Origin of the sequence: Mycobacterium sp. Root135 (assembly GCF_001426545.1) — a bacterium.
Taxonomy (GTDB): domain Bacteria; phylum Actinomycetota; class Actinomycetes; order Mycobacteriales; family Mycobacteriaceae; genus Mycobacterium.
The window spans coordinates 164,625-181,874 of the sequence record NZ_LMEZ01000001.1; the positions used below are offsets into that span (position 1 = coordinate 164,625).

Here is a 17,250-nt window from a genome sequence, read left to right on the forward strand (position 1 = left end):
AACGAGAGTGAGAGACCAGATGAGACTGACAACGAAGTTCGTCGCCGTCGCCTCCGCAGGGCTGTTGGGCTTGGGCCTGACCGCGTGCGGCGCGGGTGACACCGAGTCCCAGAGCGGCAAGACCCGGATCGGTGTCTCGGTGTACGACATGAGTTCGTTCATCACCGCGGGCAAGGAGGGGATGGACCAGTACGCCAAGGACAACAACATCGAGCTGGTGTGGAACTCGGCGAACCTCGACGTCTCCACTCAGGCCAACCAGGTCGACCAGATGATCAACCAGGGCGTCGCCGCGATCATCGTCGTTCCCGTGCAGGCTGATTCGCTCGCCCCGCAGGTGGCCTCGGCCAAGGCCAAGGGCATCCCGCTGGTCCCGGTGAACGCCGCGCTCAACAGCAAGGACATCGCCGCCAACGTGCAGCCCGACGACGTCAAGGCCGGTGAGCAGGAAATGCAGATGATGGCCGACAAGCTCGGCGGCAAGGGCAACATCGTCGTTCTGCAGGGTCCGCTCGGCCAGTCCGGCGAACTCGACCGCACCAAGGGCATTCAGAACATCCTCGCCAAGTACCCGGACATCAAGGTGCTGGCGATGGACACCGCCAACTGGAAGCGGGACGAAGCGGTCAACAAGACGAAGAACTGGATCTCGGGCTTCGGGCCGCAGATCACCGGCGTGGTCGCCGAGAACGACGACATGGGCCTCGGCGCGCTGCAGGCGCTCAAGGAAGCCGGTCGCACCGACGTGCCGATCGTCGGCATCGACGGCATCGAGGACGGGCTGAACGCCGTCAAGAGCGGTGAGTTCATCGGCACGTCGCTGCAGAACGGCACCGTGGAGCTGTCCGCCGGTCTGGCAGTCGCCAACGCGCTGGCCAAGAAGGAGCAGGTCAACACCAACCCGGTCTACATCATGCCGGCGATCACGCAGGCGAACGTTGACGTCGCGATCGAGCACGTCGTCACCAAGCGAGCAGAGTTCCTGGCAGGACTGTCCGAGCTGACCAAGAAGAACCTCGAGACCGGCGACATCGCCTACGAGGGAATCCCCGGCCAGAAGCAGCCCTGATCAACCCCTTTCCGTTACACCACCATTGGAGAAAGTGAATAGATGAGACTGACCACCAAGCTAGGCGTCATCGCCTCGGCGGGCGCGCTGACGCTCGGCATGACCGCCTGCGGCGCGGGCGACACCGCGGCCAACAGTGACACCACCCGCATCGGTGTCACGGTGTACGACATGAGCTCGTTCATCACCGCGGGCAAGGAGGGCATGGACACCTATGCCAAGGCCAACAACATCGAATTGGTGTGGAACTCGGCCAACAACGACGTGTCCACCCAGGCCAGCCAGGTCGACTCCCTGATCAACCAGGGCGTCGCCGCGATCATCGTCGTTCCCGTGCAAGCGGATTCGCTCGGCCCGCAGATCCAGGCCGCCAAGGCCAAGGGCATTCCGCTGTTGGCCGTCAACGCCGCGCTCGACAGCCCCGACCTCGCGGGCAACGTGCAGCCCGACGACGTCGCCGCCGGTGCGCAGGAAATGCAGATGATGGCCGACAAGCTCGGTGGCAAGGGCAACATCGTCATCCTGCAGGGCCCGCTCGGCGGTTCCGGTGAGATCAACCGCGGCAAGGGCATCGACCAGGTCCTGGCCAAGTACCCGGACATCAAGGTGCTGGCCAAGGACACCGCGAACTGGAAGCGCGACGAAGCGGTCAACAAGATGAAGAACTGGGTCTCCAGTTTCGGACCGCAGATCAACGGCGTCGTGTCCCAGAACGACGACATGGGCCTCGGCGCCCTGCAGGCGCTGAAGGAAGCGAACCGCACCGACGTGCCGATCGTGGGCATCGACGGCATCGAGGACGGCCTCAACGCCGTCAAGAGCGGTGAGTTCATCGGCACCTCGCTGCAGAACGGCACCGTGGAGCTGTCCGCCGGACTGGCCGTGGCCAACGCGCTGGTCAAGAAGGAAGAGGTCAACAAGGCGCCCGTCTACGTGATGCCCGCCATCACCAAGGACAACGTCGACGTCGCGATTCAGCACGTCGTCACCGAGCGCCAGAAGTTCCTCGACGGGCTCGGCGAGCTGACCGCCCAGAACCTGAAGACCGGCGACATCGCCTACGAGGGCATTCCGGGACAGAAGAAGCAGTAACGCAGTTCCGATGAGACGGGGCCGACCACATCCGTGGCCGGCCCCGTTTCGTCGCTGGAGATGAGTTCCTCGAGCCCGGGTGGTCCGTACAGACATGACCTTCGAACACGTAATGGCCGTAGTCCCCGTCACCGACCTGGACGCGGCGAAGGCCTTCTACGAGAAACTCTTCGGACGCGCACCGGACAACAACCCGATGCCGGTGCTCGTCGAATGGCAGGTGGTGCCCGGCGGCTGGGTGCAGGTCTTCGTCGACGAGGAACGGGCCGGATGCGGCCTGGTGAACTTCGCAGTCGACGATCTCGCGGCCCACGTCGCCTCCGCCGCAGACCACGGGCTCGCGCCGGGTGAGATCGAAGGCGTGAACAAGGGCGTCGAGTTGGCGACGTTGACGGACCCGGACGGCAACCTGATCCGCCTGATCGGCAACTTCCGCGTGGAGTACTGACCCGTTCGTAGCGTCCCCGTTACAGGCGGCTCACCTTTCCGACACGTGATCGACGTATCCATTGTCGATGACCGACTCCCAGCAAGCCACGACAGGCGCGGTGGACACCCCGCCGAAGTCGCGGTGGTACACGTCGCTGTTCACCCAACTCCTGGTCGCCATCGTCGCGGGCATCCTGGTCGGCTGGCTCTGGCCGGCGTTCGGCGCCGATCTCAAGCCGGTCGCGGACGCCTTCATCAAGCTGATCAAGATGCTGATCGCGCCGATCATCTTCTGCACCGTGGTCATCGGGATCGCCCACGTCGGCGATCTCAAGTCGGTGGGCCGCATCGGCGTGAAGGCCCTGATCTACTTCGAGGTCGTCACCACCTTCGCGCTGCTGTTCGGACTGGTGATCGCCAATGTCGTCAAACCCGGCGCGGGCTTCAACATCGACCCTCAGACGCTGGCCTCCGGGGCTGACGCCGTCGCCAAGAAGACCGGCAGCGGGGAACTGCCCCACACCGTGGAGTTCTTGCTCAACATCATTCCGACGTCGGTGTTCTCGGCCTTCGCCGAGAACCAGCTGCTGCAGGTCCTCTTCTTCGCGGTGCTCTTCGGGTTGGCGCTCGCCAAGTTCGGTGAGCACGGTCCGCCGGTGGTGTTCGAGATGATCGAGCACCTCGGCAGCCTGCTCTTCACCATCATCGGATGGATCATGAAGCTGGCGCCGCTCGCCGCGTTCGGCGCCATGGCCTACATCATCGGCCAGTACGGCATCTCGTCATTGGGCAGCTACGCCAAGCTGATTGGTGCCTGCTACCTCGGGGCCGCGTTGTTCATCCTGGTCCTCGGGGTGATCGTGTGGTTCCTCGCCGGCGTCAACCTGTGGCGCTTCGTGGTCTACATCAAGGACGAGCTGTTCCTCGCGCTGGGAACGGCCTCCACCGAGGTGGTGCTGCCACGCATCATGGACAAGTTGATCTTCGCCGGGTGCTCAAGGACCACAACGGGTTTGGTGGTGCCGACGGGCTACTCGTTCAACCTCGACGGGGCCACGCTGTACCTCTCCATCTGCGTACTGTTCCTGGCGCAGGCACTCGGCGTCGACCTCAGCCTCGGCGAGCAGATCACCGCCGTGCTGGTGCTCATGCTGACCTCCAAGGGCATGGCCGGCGTGCCAGGGTCGTCGTTCCTGGCGTTGTCGGCGACCGTCGCCGCCATCGGGCACGGAGCGATTCCGGTCGCCGCAGTCGCCCTGCTGCTGGGCGCCGACCGGATCATGGACTCGATGCGGGTGTCGGTCAACCTGCTCGGCAACTGCGTGGCGACCATCGTGGTGGCGCGCTGGGAGGGCCAGTTGGACTCCGAGCGCATGAGCGCCGTGCTCCGCGGCGACGTGACCGAACCCGTTGAGGCCACCGATGTTCCGGAGGTCCCCGAGGTTGAGGTGTCGGCGCGCTAGCCCTTGGGCCCCAGCGGCCGGCGCGCCAACTCGAGGACCTCCTCGGTGGTGAGCGGACTGTGTGGGTGCTGCGACAGACACCATGGCGTCGTGATCTTCTGAAACGCAGTGCCCTCGAGCGCGGCGTAGAAGTTTCCGGCCCGCAGTCTGCTGATGTCGGGCACCAGGCCGCCCTTGACCCGGGCCATCTCCTTGGCGACGGCGATCTGGACGGGCGCGTTCAGCAGTCCGAACAGCTGCGTCGCCGCGTTGCCGGGGATGTTCGGGTTGAGACCGCGGGGGGCCTGGGTGGCGTACACCAACCCCAAGCCGTATTTGCGAGCCTGTGACGACAGCGCCAACGTGCTGCGCGTCGCCACCGTGGTGCGGCCCGACGGCGCAAAGTTCTGCGCCTCGTCCATCACCAGCAGACCACCGAGTGGCCGATCACCCGCCGGATTGCGCTTGATCCACGCGAACAACGCCATCTGCAGTTGGTTCACGAACCCTTCGCGCTGCGTCCCGTCGGAGAGTCCGACCATGCTGATCACCGAGACCCTGGCGCGATACCCCTCCGACGGCGTCAACAGCGACCCAGGGTCGGCCGGGGCGCCGTCGCCACCGAACATCGGGTCGTTGACCATGGCGGCCCGCAGGTTCTGGCTCAACTCCGCGCCCCGGTCGCGGGCATTCGCGATGACGCTGACGCCGTCGGGCAGATCGGCGAGTGCGCTGAGGAATCCGGTCAGCGTGGGCGACGGCCGCCGGCCGTACCACTGCAACGCCTCGCGAAGAACTGCCCGCGATTGGTTCGCCTTGGGGGTCTTGCCCGCGATGTGAGCGTGGGGTTCCATTGCGGCGAAGGCAGATTCGACTGCCTCGTTGAACTCGTCGCGGTCGTCGACGACGCTGGCGAAGTCCGGGAGCGGCTGAAAGGACAGCGGCCGTCCGGCTGAGCGGCGAGGCGTCCACACGACGACCTCGGTGTTGTCGAAGTAGTCTCCTGCCAGTGCCGAGTCGGCCGCCCGCCAACCACTGGGGTGTTCGGCCCATGGCACGCCGAGTCGCGCCAAGTCGTTGTTGGGGTCCAGCACGATCGACGAGACGCCGCGCAGCGCGCACTCCTCGACGAGTCGGCGGATCAACACCGTCTTGCCCGATCCCGATCCCGCGAAGATCGCGGTGTGTTTGCGCAAGGCGAGCAACTCGACGCTGAGCGGCTGCCCGGTGGCGTCGTCGACGCCGAGGGGAATCGCCGTGCTGGTGACCTGTTCGCGGGGGACGTCCTTCTTCAACCGCTTGGCCCACGGCTCTGGCTCCGGCTCTGAGATCGGCTCGGGTTCGGGAACCGTTGTCGGCGTTGGTATCTCGACCGCCTTGGGTCCAGCCTCGTCGCCAAGCGCCTCGCGCAGGAAACCCAGCCCATGTGCGGGCCTACGGCTCGTCAACCATCCGACGAGGTCGGGATGGTCGTCGACGATGAGATCGCGCAGCGCCGATGCGGTACGCAGATCGTCATCCGACAGCGTGAGCGTGCGACCGCCGGACTCCTCAAAGGCGGCGACCACCTCCGCCGTCTTCACGCCACCCGGCCACGGGGTGTTTCGCAACAGGAACAATTGACGTTTGTCTATGTTGCTGCCGAAACCAGCTGCGACACAGGCGTTCTTGATCCGATTCTGGACTGCGATGGCGTTCCCGCTCGCGATCGCCCGGAACGCCCAGTGCCGTTCGTCATCGGTCACCGCGTCGAGGCGCTGCCGCAGTCTGCCGTGCAACGGAACCTGCTTGCCAGGAGGCGGGTCGAGGGCGAACGTCTGCTCGGCGTCGCCGCGTTCGATGATCCAGGCGTCCAACGCGGCGGACAGCAGGCCTGGCACCGTAATGTCCTCGCCCTCGGGGTCAAGAGCCGCCGCACCGACCGCTCGCCTGCGGAAGTCGTTGAACAAACGGTCCAGATCGGTCGTTTCCAACGGTGTGTCGTCGGGTGCGGGCTGCCCCGAGTCGGTGGATGCATTGTCGGTGGATGCATTGAGGTGGGCCAGTTCCTCGACCACGTCGCGATCGAGACATGCGCGAACATGGGTGTCGGCGCGCTGAAGCAGTCGGCGTGGGGTGTATTGCTGCGCGTCGTCGAACGCCGACGGCAGAATCGGCCAACTCGGATAGGGCTGGGTGAAGTCGACGGCCCGGTAGCTTGCTGTGAACCGGCGCTCGAGAATGGCCCGGCCGATGTCGGCACTCGGAAGTTCGTGCAGGGGCGCGGTTTCCCGGAACCGGTCGGCCACCGAGGCCGCCGCCCTCGACCTGATCGACTCCCACACCGACGGCAGGCACGCCACGACCTCTGCGGTGCGCCGCATCGTCTCGCGGATCGACATGAGTCCGTGCGCGACGTGCTCCAGGTCGCGGTTGTCCGTCGCGCCGTCGTCGCGGCCCCCCGTCGACGTGGCGGACTGCGCCAGCAGGGTGTCGATCTGATCGATCGCCATCACCGACGGGCCGGCAAGCGCGACCAAGCGCGAGATGTCCCGCACGCACTCCTGTGGCGTCAACGTCGACACCCCGATCGCCCAGTGCCTGCGACCGGTGTCGTCCACGTCTTCCGCGGAGTTGAGGTACGCCTGCCCGATGTCCTGGGTACCGAGATCTTCGGCGCCGAGCAGGGTGAGGGCGCGAAGGGTGTGCTGCGTTTGGCGGACCGTCTGCGGTGCCGCCTTGTGGAGAGCGTTGACGAAGGCTGTCAGGATCTCCGGGGTGAGTTCGTCCTCACCGGACACCGCCCGACGATCGGCGCGGGAAACGTGAGCCACCGATGCGAGTTCCCACAGCAGTTGCTTGAGTTGGGTTTCGCGGTCCTGTGCCGGCCTGCCGAGACTCTCCAGAATGCTGCTCCGCGCCGACTCCCAGAAGCTCGTCGCATCGAGAAGTTGCAGCAGGAAGAAGAACCCGCCGCCGGCCTGCACTCGCTCGCGGACCTGGCCAAGCAGATGCGTCTTGCCGGAGCCTGCCGTGCCGCGCACGACCACACCCAGCGGGCTGGATTCCGGGTGCCGGTCGGCATCGGAGAACGCGTCCATGACCTGTTCGAGCGCCTTGTCGTGGACGCCGGGCACGTGGAACGCACCCTGTGCGTGCCACAGGTCGTCGGCCGACGGCGCAAATGACAGGCGAAGGGACTTGAGGGCTTCCCGTTCCCGCGGATCCATCACGACTCGATCGCGATCAGGTGCCTGGCCCGGTTGCCGATGTCGACGGCGGCCGCATGGTCCTCGTCGGTCAACGTCTTCTGATTCTCCTCGGGGATGAGGCTGACGCCCGGCTGGCGCTGCATCTGCGTCAGCGCGTCGTCCAGCTCGGATTTGGTCACGTCGGGCAGTTCGGCGCGCAGTCGCACCAGGTCCACCCAGCCTCCGGCGCGAGCCGCGAGTTTGACGTACGCGGCCCGGACCTGGCTTTCGACGTCGACCGAGTCATCCTGTGCGAAGAAGAGGTCGGCGGGAGCCAGGCCTTCACGGTCGAGGTGGCGTCGCAGTGCGCGCAGCACGGTGTAGAGCGCCCTGCCCTGACCTGACGGCCGCTCGGGAACGGCGGCGCCGATGATCGCCGCGCACGTCGCCCACCCACTGTCGGTCAGCTCGAGTGCCATGGCGCGACTTTCCGTCGTAACCTCGATCAGCTTCTTCTCGAGCAGGCGATCGCGACCGCCCTTCTTCAGTTCTGGCCCAAGATCGCGCAATTCGGGGTTGCGGACGGGTCGCGCTTCGGCCATCAGAACCAGTAGCACGGCTTGCTCGGTGCCGGTGAGTTCATCGGGGGCGACGCTCAAGGCAGATTCCCTTCGTTGGTTCTCTTCTTCGACAGCAGGCTTTCGATGACGGCCAGGACCCGAGCGGGATCGTCGTCGATCTCCTCGTTGGTGAATCGCAGCACGGCGAAGCCGTCGAGGGTGAGGCCGTTGTCGCGCCGTCGATCGGCTGCGTACTTGAGACTGCCACGGTGGTCCGGTCCGTCGATCTCCACCACGCACCGTTCGGCCGGCCACATCAAGTCCACCCGGATGGGCGGTACCAGCGAACCGCCGCTGTACTGCTGATTCCAGGTCCGTCCGACTGCCCAGGCGCACCGGGCGAGACGTCGCTCAAGGGCTTGCTCGGCCGCACTGGCCGGATGCGGCAGTCCTGCCAGGGCCGGATAGTCGACGGGCGGTGGCGCGTCGGGGGCGTCGCGCGACAGGGCGTCGAGATAACCCGGGACGGCCAGCTGCCAGATTGGATAGCGGTCGACGAGCGGCAGGACGCCGGCGGCTAGCCACGTTCCGACACCGTGGTCGGCCAGCCAGTCGAAGGCCAGTGCAGCGCGCCGCTGAGCGCCGTCGGTGTGTGATCCGTTCTCGCCAATCAGTAGCGAGATGCCGTTGCGGAAATAGCAGTCGGTGATGGCCCTGGTCAGCCCACGGGCGCGGATGTCGAGATCGAAGCGCCGCTCGGTGGGCGTGCCACGAAGTGCCGCCTCGGCGAGGTCGGCGAGGAACGGTCCGAAGTGGGCGGTGTCGGCGGCATACCGATGGGCGATCTCCCGCACCACGCGACGGTCGAAGTCACTGGCGGTGTCGATGGCGCCGGCGTCCGGCAACCAGGCCGGAAAGAGCTCGATCGCGATGGACTCGAGTTGGCCGAGAACGTCCTCCACCACGTCTTGGGCCGACGACACCTCGGTCCGTAGCCGGTGACGGATCACCACGGGCGACCCGTCGGGCAGCGGGTCGAGACTGACCGCGAGCTGCTCCTCGGTGACGCCCACCAGCCGGACGACTCGGCCACCGGGAAGGTGCGTCGACGACAGCGGTTGCCCGCATGCCGCTGAACTCACCCGACCTCCTGCACCGTCGTCGTATCGCACCCATTCTGTCCTAGGTGCCGCGTAGGCGTCAGACGACGGCGGCGCGCAGGTCGTCGTCGAGCGACGCACGCACGAGCGCCGCGGCGAATTCGGCGTCCCGGCCTGCGGCGAGTGCGCTCAGCTCCTGCGGGTCGGTGGGCAGCCCAAGCTGTTCGGCGGCACCGCGCGCCCGCTCGTCGTAGTACGGCCGCACCCACGTCCAGGTGTCCTGTACCTCGCGAAGGAAGATGTCGGACCCGGTCGTCCCGATGCCCTTGAATTGCTGCAGCAGCTTGGCCGCGGCGGCCGCATTCTCGTCGTAGCGGGCGTATCCCGCGCGTCCGAAGGCGTCGATCATGGTCTTGCGGTCGGCGTCGCGGACGGCCTCGGGTGTGCGCAGGCCGGCATGGAACACCTCGCGGGCGGCGGCGACGGCAATGCCCGCGTCGATGGGCTTGCTGGCCAGCATGCAGAGGACAAGCAGTTCGAACAGCGGCATCGGGGTGTCCTTGAGCGTGATGCCTGCCTCGCGGGCGTCGTAGGTGGTGCCCGCTTCCTTGAGTAGCCGCGTGGCGATGTCGCCGCGGCGAGAGTCGTTGTGCGCCATGGCGCGGGCATACCCGACGACGATGGCGGCAAACGCCGCTACTTCGCAGGAAGCCCTTCGGCGTAGTGGACGCCCTTGTCGACCCACGTGCGCAGTTGCCGTTTGGTCGCCACCCCGGCGGTGCCGACGCGGATCCAGCCGCGCGTCTGGCGCCCTGCCATCACCATCGGCTCGACGTGCGCGCGTTCGAGCAACGTGTTGGTCTCCTTGGCGGGGACGCGGACCATCAGGCCGCCCTGGCCGCTGACGCACACGGCCATGTTGCCGCCGACCATGAACGCGAGGCCGCCGAACATCCGCTTTTCGTCGACGCCGGCAGTCTCACCGAGCAGCTCACGGACGCGGTGGGCCAGATCCTCGTCGTAGGGCACGTGTCGAGGTTCTCACGTCGCGGGCGTCCAGCCCAGCCGTGGCCCAAGGTTCTCCGCCAGGTCGTCGACGATCTGGCGGTAGTCGGCCTCCTCGAAGGAGAACGGCAGCGCGAAGGCAATTTCGTTGGCGCGCTGGAACCCGGCGTGTTCGAACAGCTGGTCGGCCAGTTCGTCGGACGTGCCGACGTAGTCGGGGGAGAACAGCATGCCCTTGGGTCCCTGCGGAGCCTTGGTGCGCTCGAAGCGGCTCGCGGCGTACTCGCGGTAGCGTCGGATCTGGTCGCCGGTCGCCGAGTCGGTGGGGATGACCACCAAACCCTGTGACACGCGCGCGCTTTCGGGCCGCGGGTGGCTTGCCCGATAGGCGTCGATCTGCTGGCCTTGAATGGTGGCGAAGTCGGGGGACCCCGTGCCTTCCGGAGTGTCTCCGGCGCTGACCACCGAGCTCGTCAGATAGTTGACACCCTGTGCGCCAGCCCATTTGGCGGATTCGAGTCCGCCGCCATACCAGACCCGGTCGGCGAGGCCGGGGGAGTGCGGCTGGATCCGGCGGGTGAAGCGCTCGATGCCGACGACGCCCTCGAAGTCGCTGACCGGCTCACCGCGCAGGGCGCGCAACAGCCGCAGCACCCGTTCCTTGGAGAAGTCCTCGAGGTCGTGGGTGTCGGGGTAGAGCGCCGCCTTGTAGTGGTCGTACATCATCGGTGTGCCCACGGAGACACCCGGGTTGACGCGTCCGCCGGACATGACGTCGACGGTGGCCAGATCCTCCGCCAGGCGGAAGGGGTTCTCCAAGCCCAGGGGGATGACGGCGGTACCGAGCTCGATGCGCGACGTGCGCTGACTGGCGGCAGCCATGATCGCCACCGGGCTCGAGATGCCGGGTTGGAGGTGGCGGTCGCGCAGCCAGACGCTGTCGAAGCCCAGGGCCTCGGCGCGCTCGATGACCTGGAGGGTCTCCTCGATTCCCGGGCCGGGGTTGGCGTCGTCGAATCGACCGATGGTCAGGAACCCGAGCTTGCGCAACGGTTCTCCGCGTCTGGGCATCTGGTAGGTCTCCGTATCGGGTGTGGGGTGGTGTGGCGGTGTGGGGCGTCAACTTTTGTTGACGTTCGTCATCGGATGTTGACGGGTGTGGGGGTGTGGTGTGGTTGGGCTGGCGGTTCGGGGTGGATGCGGCGGACGGATGAGAGCAATCAATGGTGTCACCCCCGCGTCGCATACTGCGCACGTGACGACACCGGCACCGACACCGTGGTGGGACAACGACCCCGAGATCGCCGAGATTCGCCGTCGAACGGCCGAAGAGTTCGGAATCGTGTTGGACGCAACCGAACCCGGCGAGGCGGGAAGCTCCGACGATTTCGACGACTATGACGATTTCGACGACAGTTACTCCGCCGTGCCCGCCAAGCACGACCCCGTCATGGCCGAATTGCTCGACGGGCACAGCTTGCGGCGACTCTCCGACGCCCGCGACGCGCTGATGGACGCCCGCGAAGGGTATGACGACGCGGTCCTGGAGGCTCGCACCGCCGGCTACTCCTGGGGCGAGATCGGCACCGTGCTTGGCGTGTCGAAACAGCAGTTGCACCGCCGGTTCGGCACACGACAGCGGGGCCGACGGTAGTCGACCCCGCTGTACGTGCCATCTGTCAGGCGGCAACCGTCGCCACGTCCGTCACCGGTTCCAACGCCTGCGCGACGATGTCCGCCACGTCGGTCATCGGCCTGACGTCCAGCGCCGCAAGCACTTCGGCTGGGACATCGTCCAGATCCGGCTCGTTGCGAGCCGGGATGAACACCGTCTTCAGTCCGTTGCGCTGCGCGGCGAGCAACTTCTGCTTCACCCCGCCGATCGGGAGCACCCGACCGTTCAGAGTGACCTCGCCCGTCATGCCCACGTCACCGCGAACCTTGCGGCCAGTGGCCATCGACACCAGTGCGGTCACCATCGTGACGCCCGCCGACGGACCGTCCTTCGGCACCGCGCCCGCCGGGAAGTGAACGTGGATTTGGCGATTCAGTTCTGCCCGGTCGACGCCCAACTGCTCGGCATGCGCCTTGACGTAGGACAGCGCGATCTGTGCCGATTCCTTCATCACGTCACCCAGCTGACCGGTCAACTGCAGACCGGCGTCGCCGGAGTTCGAGTTCGCCTCGATGAACAGCACGTCGCCGCCCAGACCCGTGACGGCCAGGCCGGTCGCCACGCCGGGCACCGCGGTGCGCTCCTCGGATTCCGGAGTGAAGCGCGGACGCCCAAGGTAGGCAACCAGATCCGGCTCGTCGATGACCAGGTTCTGCGGATCCACCGCGAGCTTGGTCGTCGCCTTCCGCAGCGCCTTGGCGAGCAGCCGCTCGAACTGACGCATACCGGGCTCGCGGGTGTAGTCCGCGGCGATCTTGCGCAGCGCCTCGTCGGTCACCGACACCTCCTCGGGCGTCAGCGCCGCGCGGTCCCGCTGCCGCGGCAGCAGGAAGTCACGGGCGATGGCGACCTTGTCGTCCTCGGTGTAACCGTCGATCTGCACCAGCTCCATGCGGTCCAACAGGGCCGACGGGATGTTCTCGATCACGTTGGCCGTCGCCAGGAACACGACGTCGGACAGGTCCAGGTCGAGGTCCAGGTAGTGGTCGCGGAACGTGTGGTTCTGCGCCGGATCCAGCACCTCCAGCAGCGCCGCACTCGGATCGCCTCGGTAGTCCGAACCCACCTTGTCGATCTCGTCGAGCAGCACGACGGGGTTCATCGACCCCGCCTCGCCGATCGCCCGGACCAGCCGGCCCGGCAGCGCGCCGACGTAGGTACGCCGGTGCCCACGGATCTCGGCCTCGTCGCGCACGCCACCGAGCGCGACGCGAACGAACTTGCGGCCCAACGCCCGTGCCACCGATTCACCCAGTGACGTCTTGCCGACACCGGGAGGCCCCGCCAGCACCATCACGGCACCCGAGCCGCGACCCCCGACGACCTGCAGCCCACGCTGCGTCCGACGGGCCCGCACGGCCAGGTATTCCACGATGCGGTCCTTGACGTCGTCCAGCCCGTGGTGGTCGGCGTCCAAGATCTCCCGCGCCGACTTCAAGTCGGTCGAGTCCTCGGTCGTGACGTTCCACGGCAGGTCGAGCACGGTGTCCAACCAGGTCCGGATCCAGCCGCCCTCGGGGCTCTGCTCGCTGGAGCGTTCCAGCTTGCCGACCTCGCGCAGCGCGGCCTCGCGCACCTTCTCCGGCAGATCGGCGGCCTCGACCTTGGCCCGATAGTCATCGGATCCCTCGGGCTCGCCTTCGCCGAGCTCCTTGCGGATCGCGGCCAACTGCTGGCGCAGCAGGAACTCCTTCTGCGTCTTCTCCATACCGCTGCGCACGTCGTCGGCGATCTTGTCGTTGACCTCGGTCTCGGCGAGGTGCTCGGCGGTCACGTCGATCAGCAGCCGCAGCCGCCGGGCCACGTCCTCGGTTTCCAGCAGCTCGCGCTTCTGCACGTCGGTCAGGTACGAGGCGTAACCGGCGGTGTCGGCCAGTGCCGACGGGTCGCTGATCTTGTTGACCACGTCGACGATCTGCCAGGCCTCACGGCGCTGCAGCATCGCCAGCAGCAGTTTCTTGTACTCGGCGGCGAGCGCCTTGGTCTCGTCGGTGATTGCGGAGTCGCCCACCTCGGTGACCTCCACCCACAGCGCCGCGCCGGGTCCGGTGGTGCCGGAGCCGATGTGGGCGCGCTTCTCACCGCGGACGACGGCGGCGGCACCGCCACCGGGGACGCGACCCACCTGCACGATCGAGGCGATCACGCCGTAGGTGGGGTAGCGGTCCTCGAGCCGGGGCGCGATGAGCAGCTTGCCGCTCTCGCTTGCCTGGGCGGCGTCGACCGCGGCACGTGCCGCGTCGTCCAGTTCGATGGGGACGACCATTCCTGGCAGCACGATCGGCTCGCTGACGAAGAGCACGGGCACTGCGATGTTTTCAGACATCAGACTCCTTCAAAGTTCAGCCTGATGCGCTCAACCTTGGGTGGGGTCGGTTTGTTCCCAGGGGTTAGGCGGGCGCCTCGGCGGCCGCGGCAGCACGGCGGCTGACCACGACCGTCGCCAACACCAGGAAGCCGATGACCGGCAGCGTGATCGCCGAGTTCACCCCGTTGGCGGCGTCCACGGACAGGTGGGCGATGACCACCAGGCGAATCGCCACCTCGACCAGCAGTCCGACGCCCCACATCGCCGAGAGCCGAACGTGAATGCGACGGATCCGTCGGGTCTCGTCCGGTGTCGGGTCGGCCTGGTCGGCCGGCCGGAAGCGCTCGCCGACCACCTGCGTCAACGGGGTGCCGACGACGCAACTGCCGAGGAAGAGCGGGCCGCCGATGCCGTTGACGAGCGTGTTGCCGACCAGGATCAGCTTGGGATCGGTGGTGGCCAGGCCGACGGCGAGGCTCAGCCCGAACGTCAGCAGGAGGTAGACGGCGAAGGGGTCGAGCCGTCGACTCTTCACCACGCCGTAGACGACCCGCGCCCCCGACAGAACGGTGGCCGACAGCAAGGCGACGTACTCGGAGACGCCCAACGCCCGCAGCCCGTAGTAGGCGACCAGGGGAGGTGCCACGTCGAGCAGGATCGTCTGGAACAGCGGCCGCATCGAAGGGCGCGGGGTGGGGGCCTGCTCGGTCACCGCGATCACTCTAGCCAGGGCGCCTGACCGGCGCCTGTCAGGGAATAGCCGACGTCGTACCCGTGTCGTGGGACGCATGGCAAAGGCGGTTCGATACGACCGGTACGGCGAGCTCGACGTCCTAGAGGTGCGTGACGTTCCGCGTCCGCGACCCGCCAGCGGCGAGGTGGTGGTCGCCGTGACGGCGGCGGGCATCAACCCGGGGGAGTCGATGATCAGGCGCGGCCTGCTGCACGACCGTTGGCCCGCCACGTTCCCGGAGGGTGAGGGCAGCGACCTGGCGGGCGTAGTCGTCGAGGTGGGTAGCGGCGCAACCGATTTCGCCGTCGGCGACGAGGTGATGGGGTTCTCGCTGACGCGCTCCAGTCACGCCGAGTACACCAGGGTGCCCACCGGGCAACTCGCCCCAAAGCCGGCCGGCGTGCCGTGGGAGGTGGCGGGCAGCCTCTACACCGCTGGCGCAGCCGCTTACGCGGCAGTGCGGTCGGTGGCCCTCGGAGCCGGCGACGTCGTGGCGGTGTCCGGGGCCAGCGGCGGCGTCGGCACCATAGCCGTGCAGCTTGCGAAGCACACGGGTGCAACGGTTCTCGGCATCGCAGGCCCGGACAACGACGCGTGGTTGGCTGATCGCGGTGTCACGCCGGTCAACTACGGCGACGATCTGGCCGGCCGCCTCCGCACCGCGTCGCCGACGGGTCGCGTCGACGCGTTCCTCGACCTGTTTGGCGGCGGTTACGTCGAGCTCGCAGTCGACGATCTCGGCATTGCACCCGAGCGCGTCGACACGATCATCGACTTCGCCGCCGTCGAACGATTTGGGGTCAAGGTGGAGGGCACCGCGGCGGCGTCGAGTGCAGCGGTGGTGGCCGAACTCGCCGAATTGGTCGCCACCGGTCGACTGGAGGTTCCCATCGCCGGAGTGTTCCCGCTCGATCAGGTACGTGAGGCGTACCGCACCCTCGAACAACGGCACACCCGCGGCAAGCTGGTGCTGAGCATGCGATGACGCCGGCTCAGCTGGTGGACGGCGCCGCCGCGCGCGCGATGTCGCGGACCGGCGGTCCGTCGAGCGCGCTGTCCATCTCGACCGAGCCCAGCTCGCGGATCTCCACCGTCCCGCCCGCAGCGCAGTGCTGACGCCGCCAGTCGCCGATCGCCTCGTGTGCCGCATGGTCGATGAAGTCCACCGACAGGTCGACGGTGGCCTTGGTTCCCGGTGGCACCGACGCCAGCACACCGGTCAGCTGCGGCAGCGACAGGAAGCTGCAGGACCCCTCGATGACGATGCGCCAGGTGCCGTCGCCGTCGACGGACTCCGCGACGATCCTGGTGCGCACCACCCGCCACACCGTCAGGGCGATCGACAGGGCCAGGCCGATCAGGACGCCCTCGAGGAGGTTCAGGAACACCACACCGACGATCGTGACGGCGTAGACCGCGATATCTCCTGTGCGGCGGGCGGTTTCGATGTGGACGCGCTTGACCAATTGAATGCCGATCACGATCAGCAGTCCAGCGAGCGCCGCCATGGGGATCTGTTCGGCGAACCCGGCGAACGGAAGGGCGAACACCAAGACCCAGACGCCGTGCATCATGGCCGAGGCGCGAGTGCGCGCACCAGCTTGCACGTTCGTCGAACTCCGCACGATGACGCCCGTGACGGGAAGGCCGCCCAGGGTGCCCGATGCGATGTTGGCCGTGCCCTGACCGATGAGCTCGCGGTCGAAGTTGGTGCGGGGACCGTTCTGCATCCGGTCGACCGAGACCGCGGACAGCAAGCTCTCTACGCTCGCGATCAAGGCGACGGTGAGGACACCGGTGGCGAATGCGCCCCAGTTGCCCTCGGGAAGACTCGGCAGCGCGATCGCGTCCAGCAGTGAACCGTCCAATTTGACGCGGTCCACGTCGACGCCGAACACGATCGCGGCCGCCGTCGCCGTCACGATGGCGACCAGCGGGCCCGGCACCTTGCCGAGCCGTCCCGGTACCCATCGCCACCCGACCAGAATGGCGATGACGAGCACACCGAGGGCGACCCCCGGGCCGTGCGCGCCGAGCACCTGTTCTGGCAGTTCCGTTACGTTGCGCCAAGCAGAACTCTGCGATTCGCCGCCCAGCAATACGTGGACCTGTTGCAATGCGATCGTGAGTCCGATGCCTGCGAGCATCGCGTGAACCACTACCGGTGAAATCGCCAGCGCCGCCCTTGCCACCTTGCTCAAACCGAAGAGCACCTGCAGGACGCCGGCCGCGACCGTTATCGCGCAGGTGACCTTCCAGCCGAACTGGCCGATCAGGCCGGCGACCACGACGGTGAGACCCGCCGCCGGTCCGCTGACCTGCAACGGCGACCCGCCGACGGCGCCCGCGACGACGCCGCCCACCACCGCGGCGATGAGGCCGGCGAGCGCGGGTGCGCCCGAGGCGATCGCGATCCCCAGCGACAGCGGAAGGGCTACCAGGAAGACCACGAGCGAGGCGGGCAGGTCATAACGGAGGATGGGTGCGATTCGTTGGGAGACCGAACTCCCCGAGCTTTTGAGAATGACCTGCTCCTGACGGTGAAGAGAACGAAAACGATTCTCTGACAATGAATTAGGTGAACCGCTACTCAATTCACAAGTGCCAGAGTATTTATCACTCGGCGAAGCGGTCAAGCACGCCGGTGCTACGCATAGAAGATCCAAA

The 17,250-nt window shown here is 67.1% G+C and carries 15 protein-coding genes; 6 read left to right on the forward strand and 9 right to left on the reverse strand.

From position 1 onward, the window contains the following. Positions 1-19 precede the first annotated feature (19 nt). The 4 genes from ASD37_RS00795 to dctA all read left to right on the forward strand — a co-directional run bounded on the left by ASD37_RS00795 (position 20) and on the right by dctA (position 4,053). Complete coding sequence (locus ASD37_RS00795; protein ID WP_056546669.1) at positions 20-1,069, forward strand: substrate-binding domain-containing protein; 1,050 nt, start codon at positions 20-22, stop codon at positions 1,067-1,069. A gap of 42 nt (positions 1,070-1,111) precedes the next feature. Continuing rightward, positions 1,112-2,161, forward strand: a complete 1,050-nt coding sequence (gene xypA, locus ASD37_RS00800) for a sugar ABC transporter xylitol/L-sorbitol-binding protein XypA (RefSeq protein ID WP_056546672.1) — start codon at positions 1,112-1,114, stop codon at positions 2,159-2,161. 94 nt (positions 2,162-2,255) lie between these two features. Further along, complete coding sequence (locus tag ASD37_RS00805; protein WP_056546674.1) at positions 2,256-2,609, forward strand: VOC family protein; 354 nt, start codon at positions 2,256-2,258, stop codon at positions 2,607-2,609. A gap of 67 nt (positions 2,610-2,676) precedes the next feature. After that, entirely contained in the window at positions 2,677-4,053 is a 1,377-nt protein-coding gene (gene dctA, locus ASD37_RS00810; protein WP_056546677.1) for a C4-dicarboxylate transporter DctA, read from the forward strand. Here the strand turns inward: dctA and ASD37_RS00815 are convergent. The 6 genes from ASD37_RS00815 to ASD37_RS00840 are packed head-to-tail and all read right to left on the reverse strand — an operon-like array spanning position 4,050 to position 10,938. Continuing rightward, on the reverse strand, positions 4,050-7,241 hold the full coding sequence (locus ASD37_RS00815) for a helicase HerA domain-containing protein (RefSeq protein ID WP_056546680.1): 3,192 nt from the start codon (positions 7,239-7,241) through the stop codon (positions 4,050-4,052). The genes dctA and ASD37_RS00815 overlap by 4 nt on opposite strands. Continuing rightward, the gene (locus ASD37_RS00820) at positions 7,241-7,861 is read right to left on the reverse strand and encodes a hypothetical protein (RefSeq protein WP_056546684.1); all 621 of its coding nucleotides are present in this window, start codon (positions 7,859-7,861) and stop codon (positions 7,241-7,243) included. The genes ASD37_RS00815 and ASD37_RS00820 overlap by 1 nt, the downstream gene beginning before the upstream one ends. Then, positions 7,858-8,904: an endonuclease domain-containing protein gene (locus ASD37_RS00825; RefSeq protein WP_235567934.1), complete on the reverse strand. Its 1,047-nt coding sequence runs from the start codon at positions 8,902-8,904 to the stop codon at positions 7,858-7,860. The genes ASD37_RS00820 and ASD37_RS00825 overlap by 4 nt, the downstream gene beginning before the upstream one ends. Before the next feature lie 58 nt (positions 8,905-8,962). Then, positions 8,963-9,520, reverse strand: a complete 558-nt coding sequence (locus ASD37_RS00830) for a hypothetical protein (protein WP_056546687.1) — start codon at positions 9,518-9,520, stop codon at positions 8,963-8,965. A 38-nt stretch (positions 9,521-9,558) separates the two neighbouring features. Next, on the reverse strand, positions 9,559-9,891 hold the full coding sequence (locus ASD37_RS00835; protein ID WP_056546690.1) for a TfoX/Sxy family protein: 333 nt from the start codon (positions 9,889-9,891) through the stop codon (positions 9,559-9,561). A gap of 12 nt (positions 9,892-9,903) precedes the next feature. Then, positions 9,904-10,938, reverse strand: coding sequence for an LLM class flavin-dependent oxidoreductase (locus ASD37_RS00840; protein ID WP_056546693.1), 1,035 nt, complete (start codon positions 10,936-10,938; stop codon positions 9,904-9,906). 184 nt (positions 10,939-11,122) lie between these two features. Between ASD37_RS00840 and ASD37_RS32080 the strand changes: the two genes are divergently transcribed. Then, positions 11,123-11,521 carry a hypothetical protein gene (locus ASD37_RS32080; RefSeq protein WP_235567935.1) on the forward strand — a complete coding sequence of 133 codons (399 nt, stop codon included), beginning with the start codon at positions 11,123-11,125 and terminating at the stop codon, positions 11,519-11,521. Between the two features lie 25 nt (positions 11,522-11,546). Here ASD37_RS32080 and lon read toward each other — a convergent pair whose 3' ends face one another. Together lon and ASD37_RS00855 are read right to left on the reverse strand one after the other, a co-directional pair. After that, a complete protein-coding gene (gene lon, locus ASD37_RS00850) occupies positions 11,547-13,868 on the reverse strand; it encodes an endopeptidase La (RefSeq protein ID WP_056546697.1) in 2,322 nt (773 codons plus the stop codon). A 64-nt stretch (positions 13,869-13,932) separates the two neighbouring features. Then, positions 13,933-14,562: a VC0807 family protein gene (locus ASD37_RS00855; RefSeq protein ID WP_156720675.1), complete on the reverse strand. Its 630-nt coding sequence runs from the start codon at positions 14,560-14,562 to the stop codon at positions 13,933-13,935. A 76-nt stretch (positions 14,563-14,638) separates the two neighbouring features. On the opposite strand from ASD37_RS00855, the gene ASD37_RS00860 reads away from it, so the two are divergent. After that, positions 14,639-15,568 carry an NADP-dependent oxidoreductase gene (locus tag ASD37_RS00860; RefSeq protein ID WP_056546703.1) on the forward strand — a complete coding sequence of 310 codons (930 nt, stop codon included), beginning with the start codon at positions 14,639-14,641 and terminating at the stop codon, positions 15,566-15,568. Positions 15,569-15,575: 7 nt separating this feature from the next. Here the strand turns inward: ASD37_RS00860 and ASD37_RS00865 are convergent, their stop codons facing one another. Next, entirely contained in the window at positions 15,576-17,108 is a 1,533-nt protein-coding gene (locus tag ASD37_RS00865; protein WP_235567991.1) for a SulP family inorganic anion transporter, read from the reverse strand. Between the last annotated feature and the right edge of the window lie 142 nt (positions 17,109-17,250).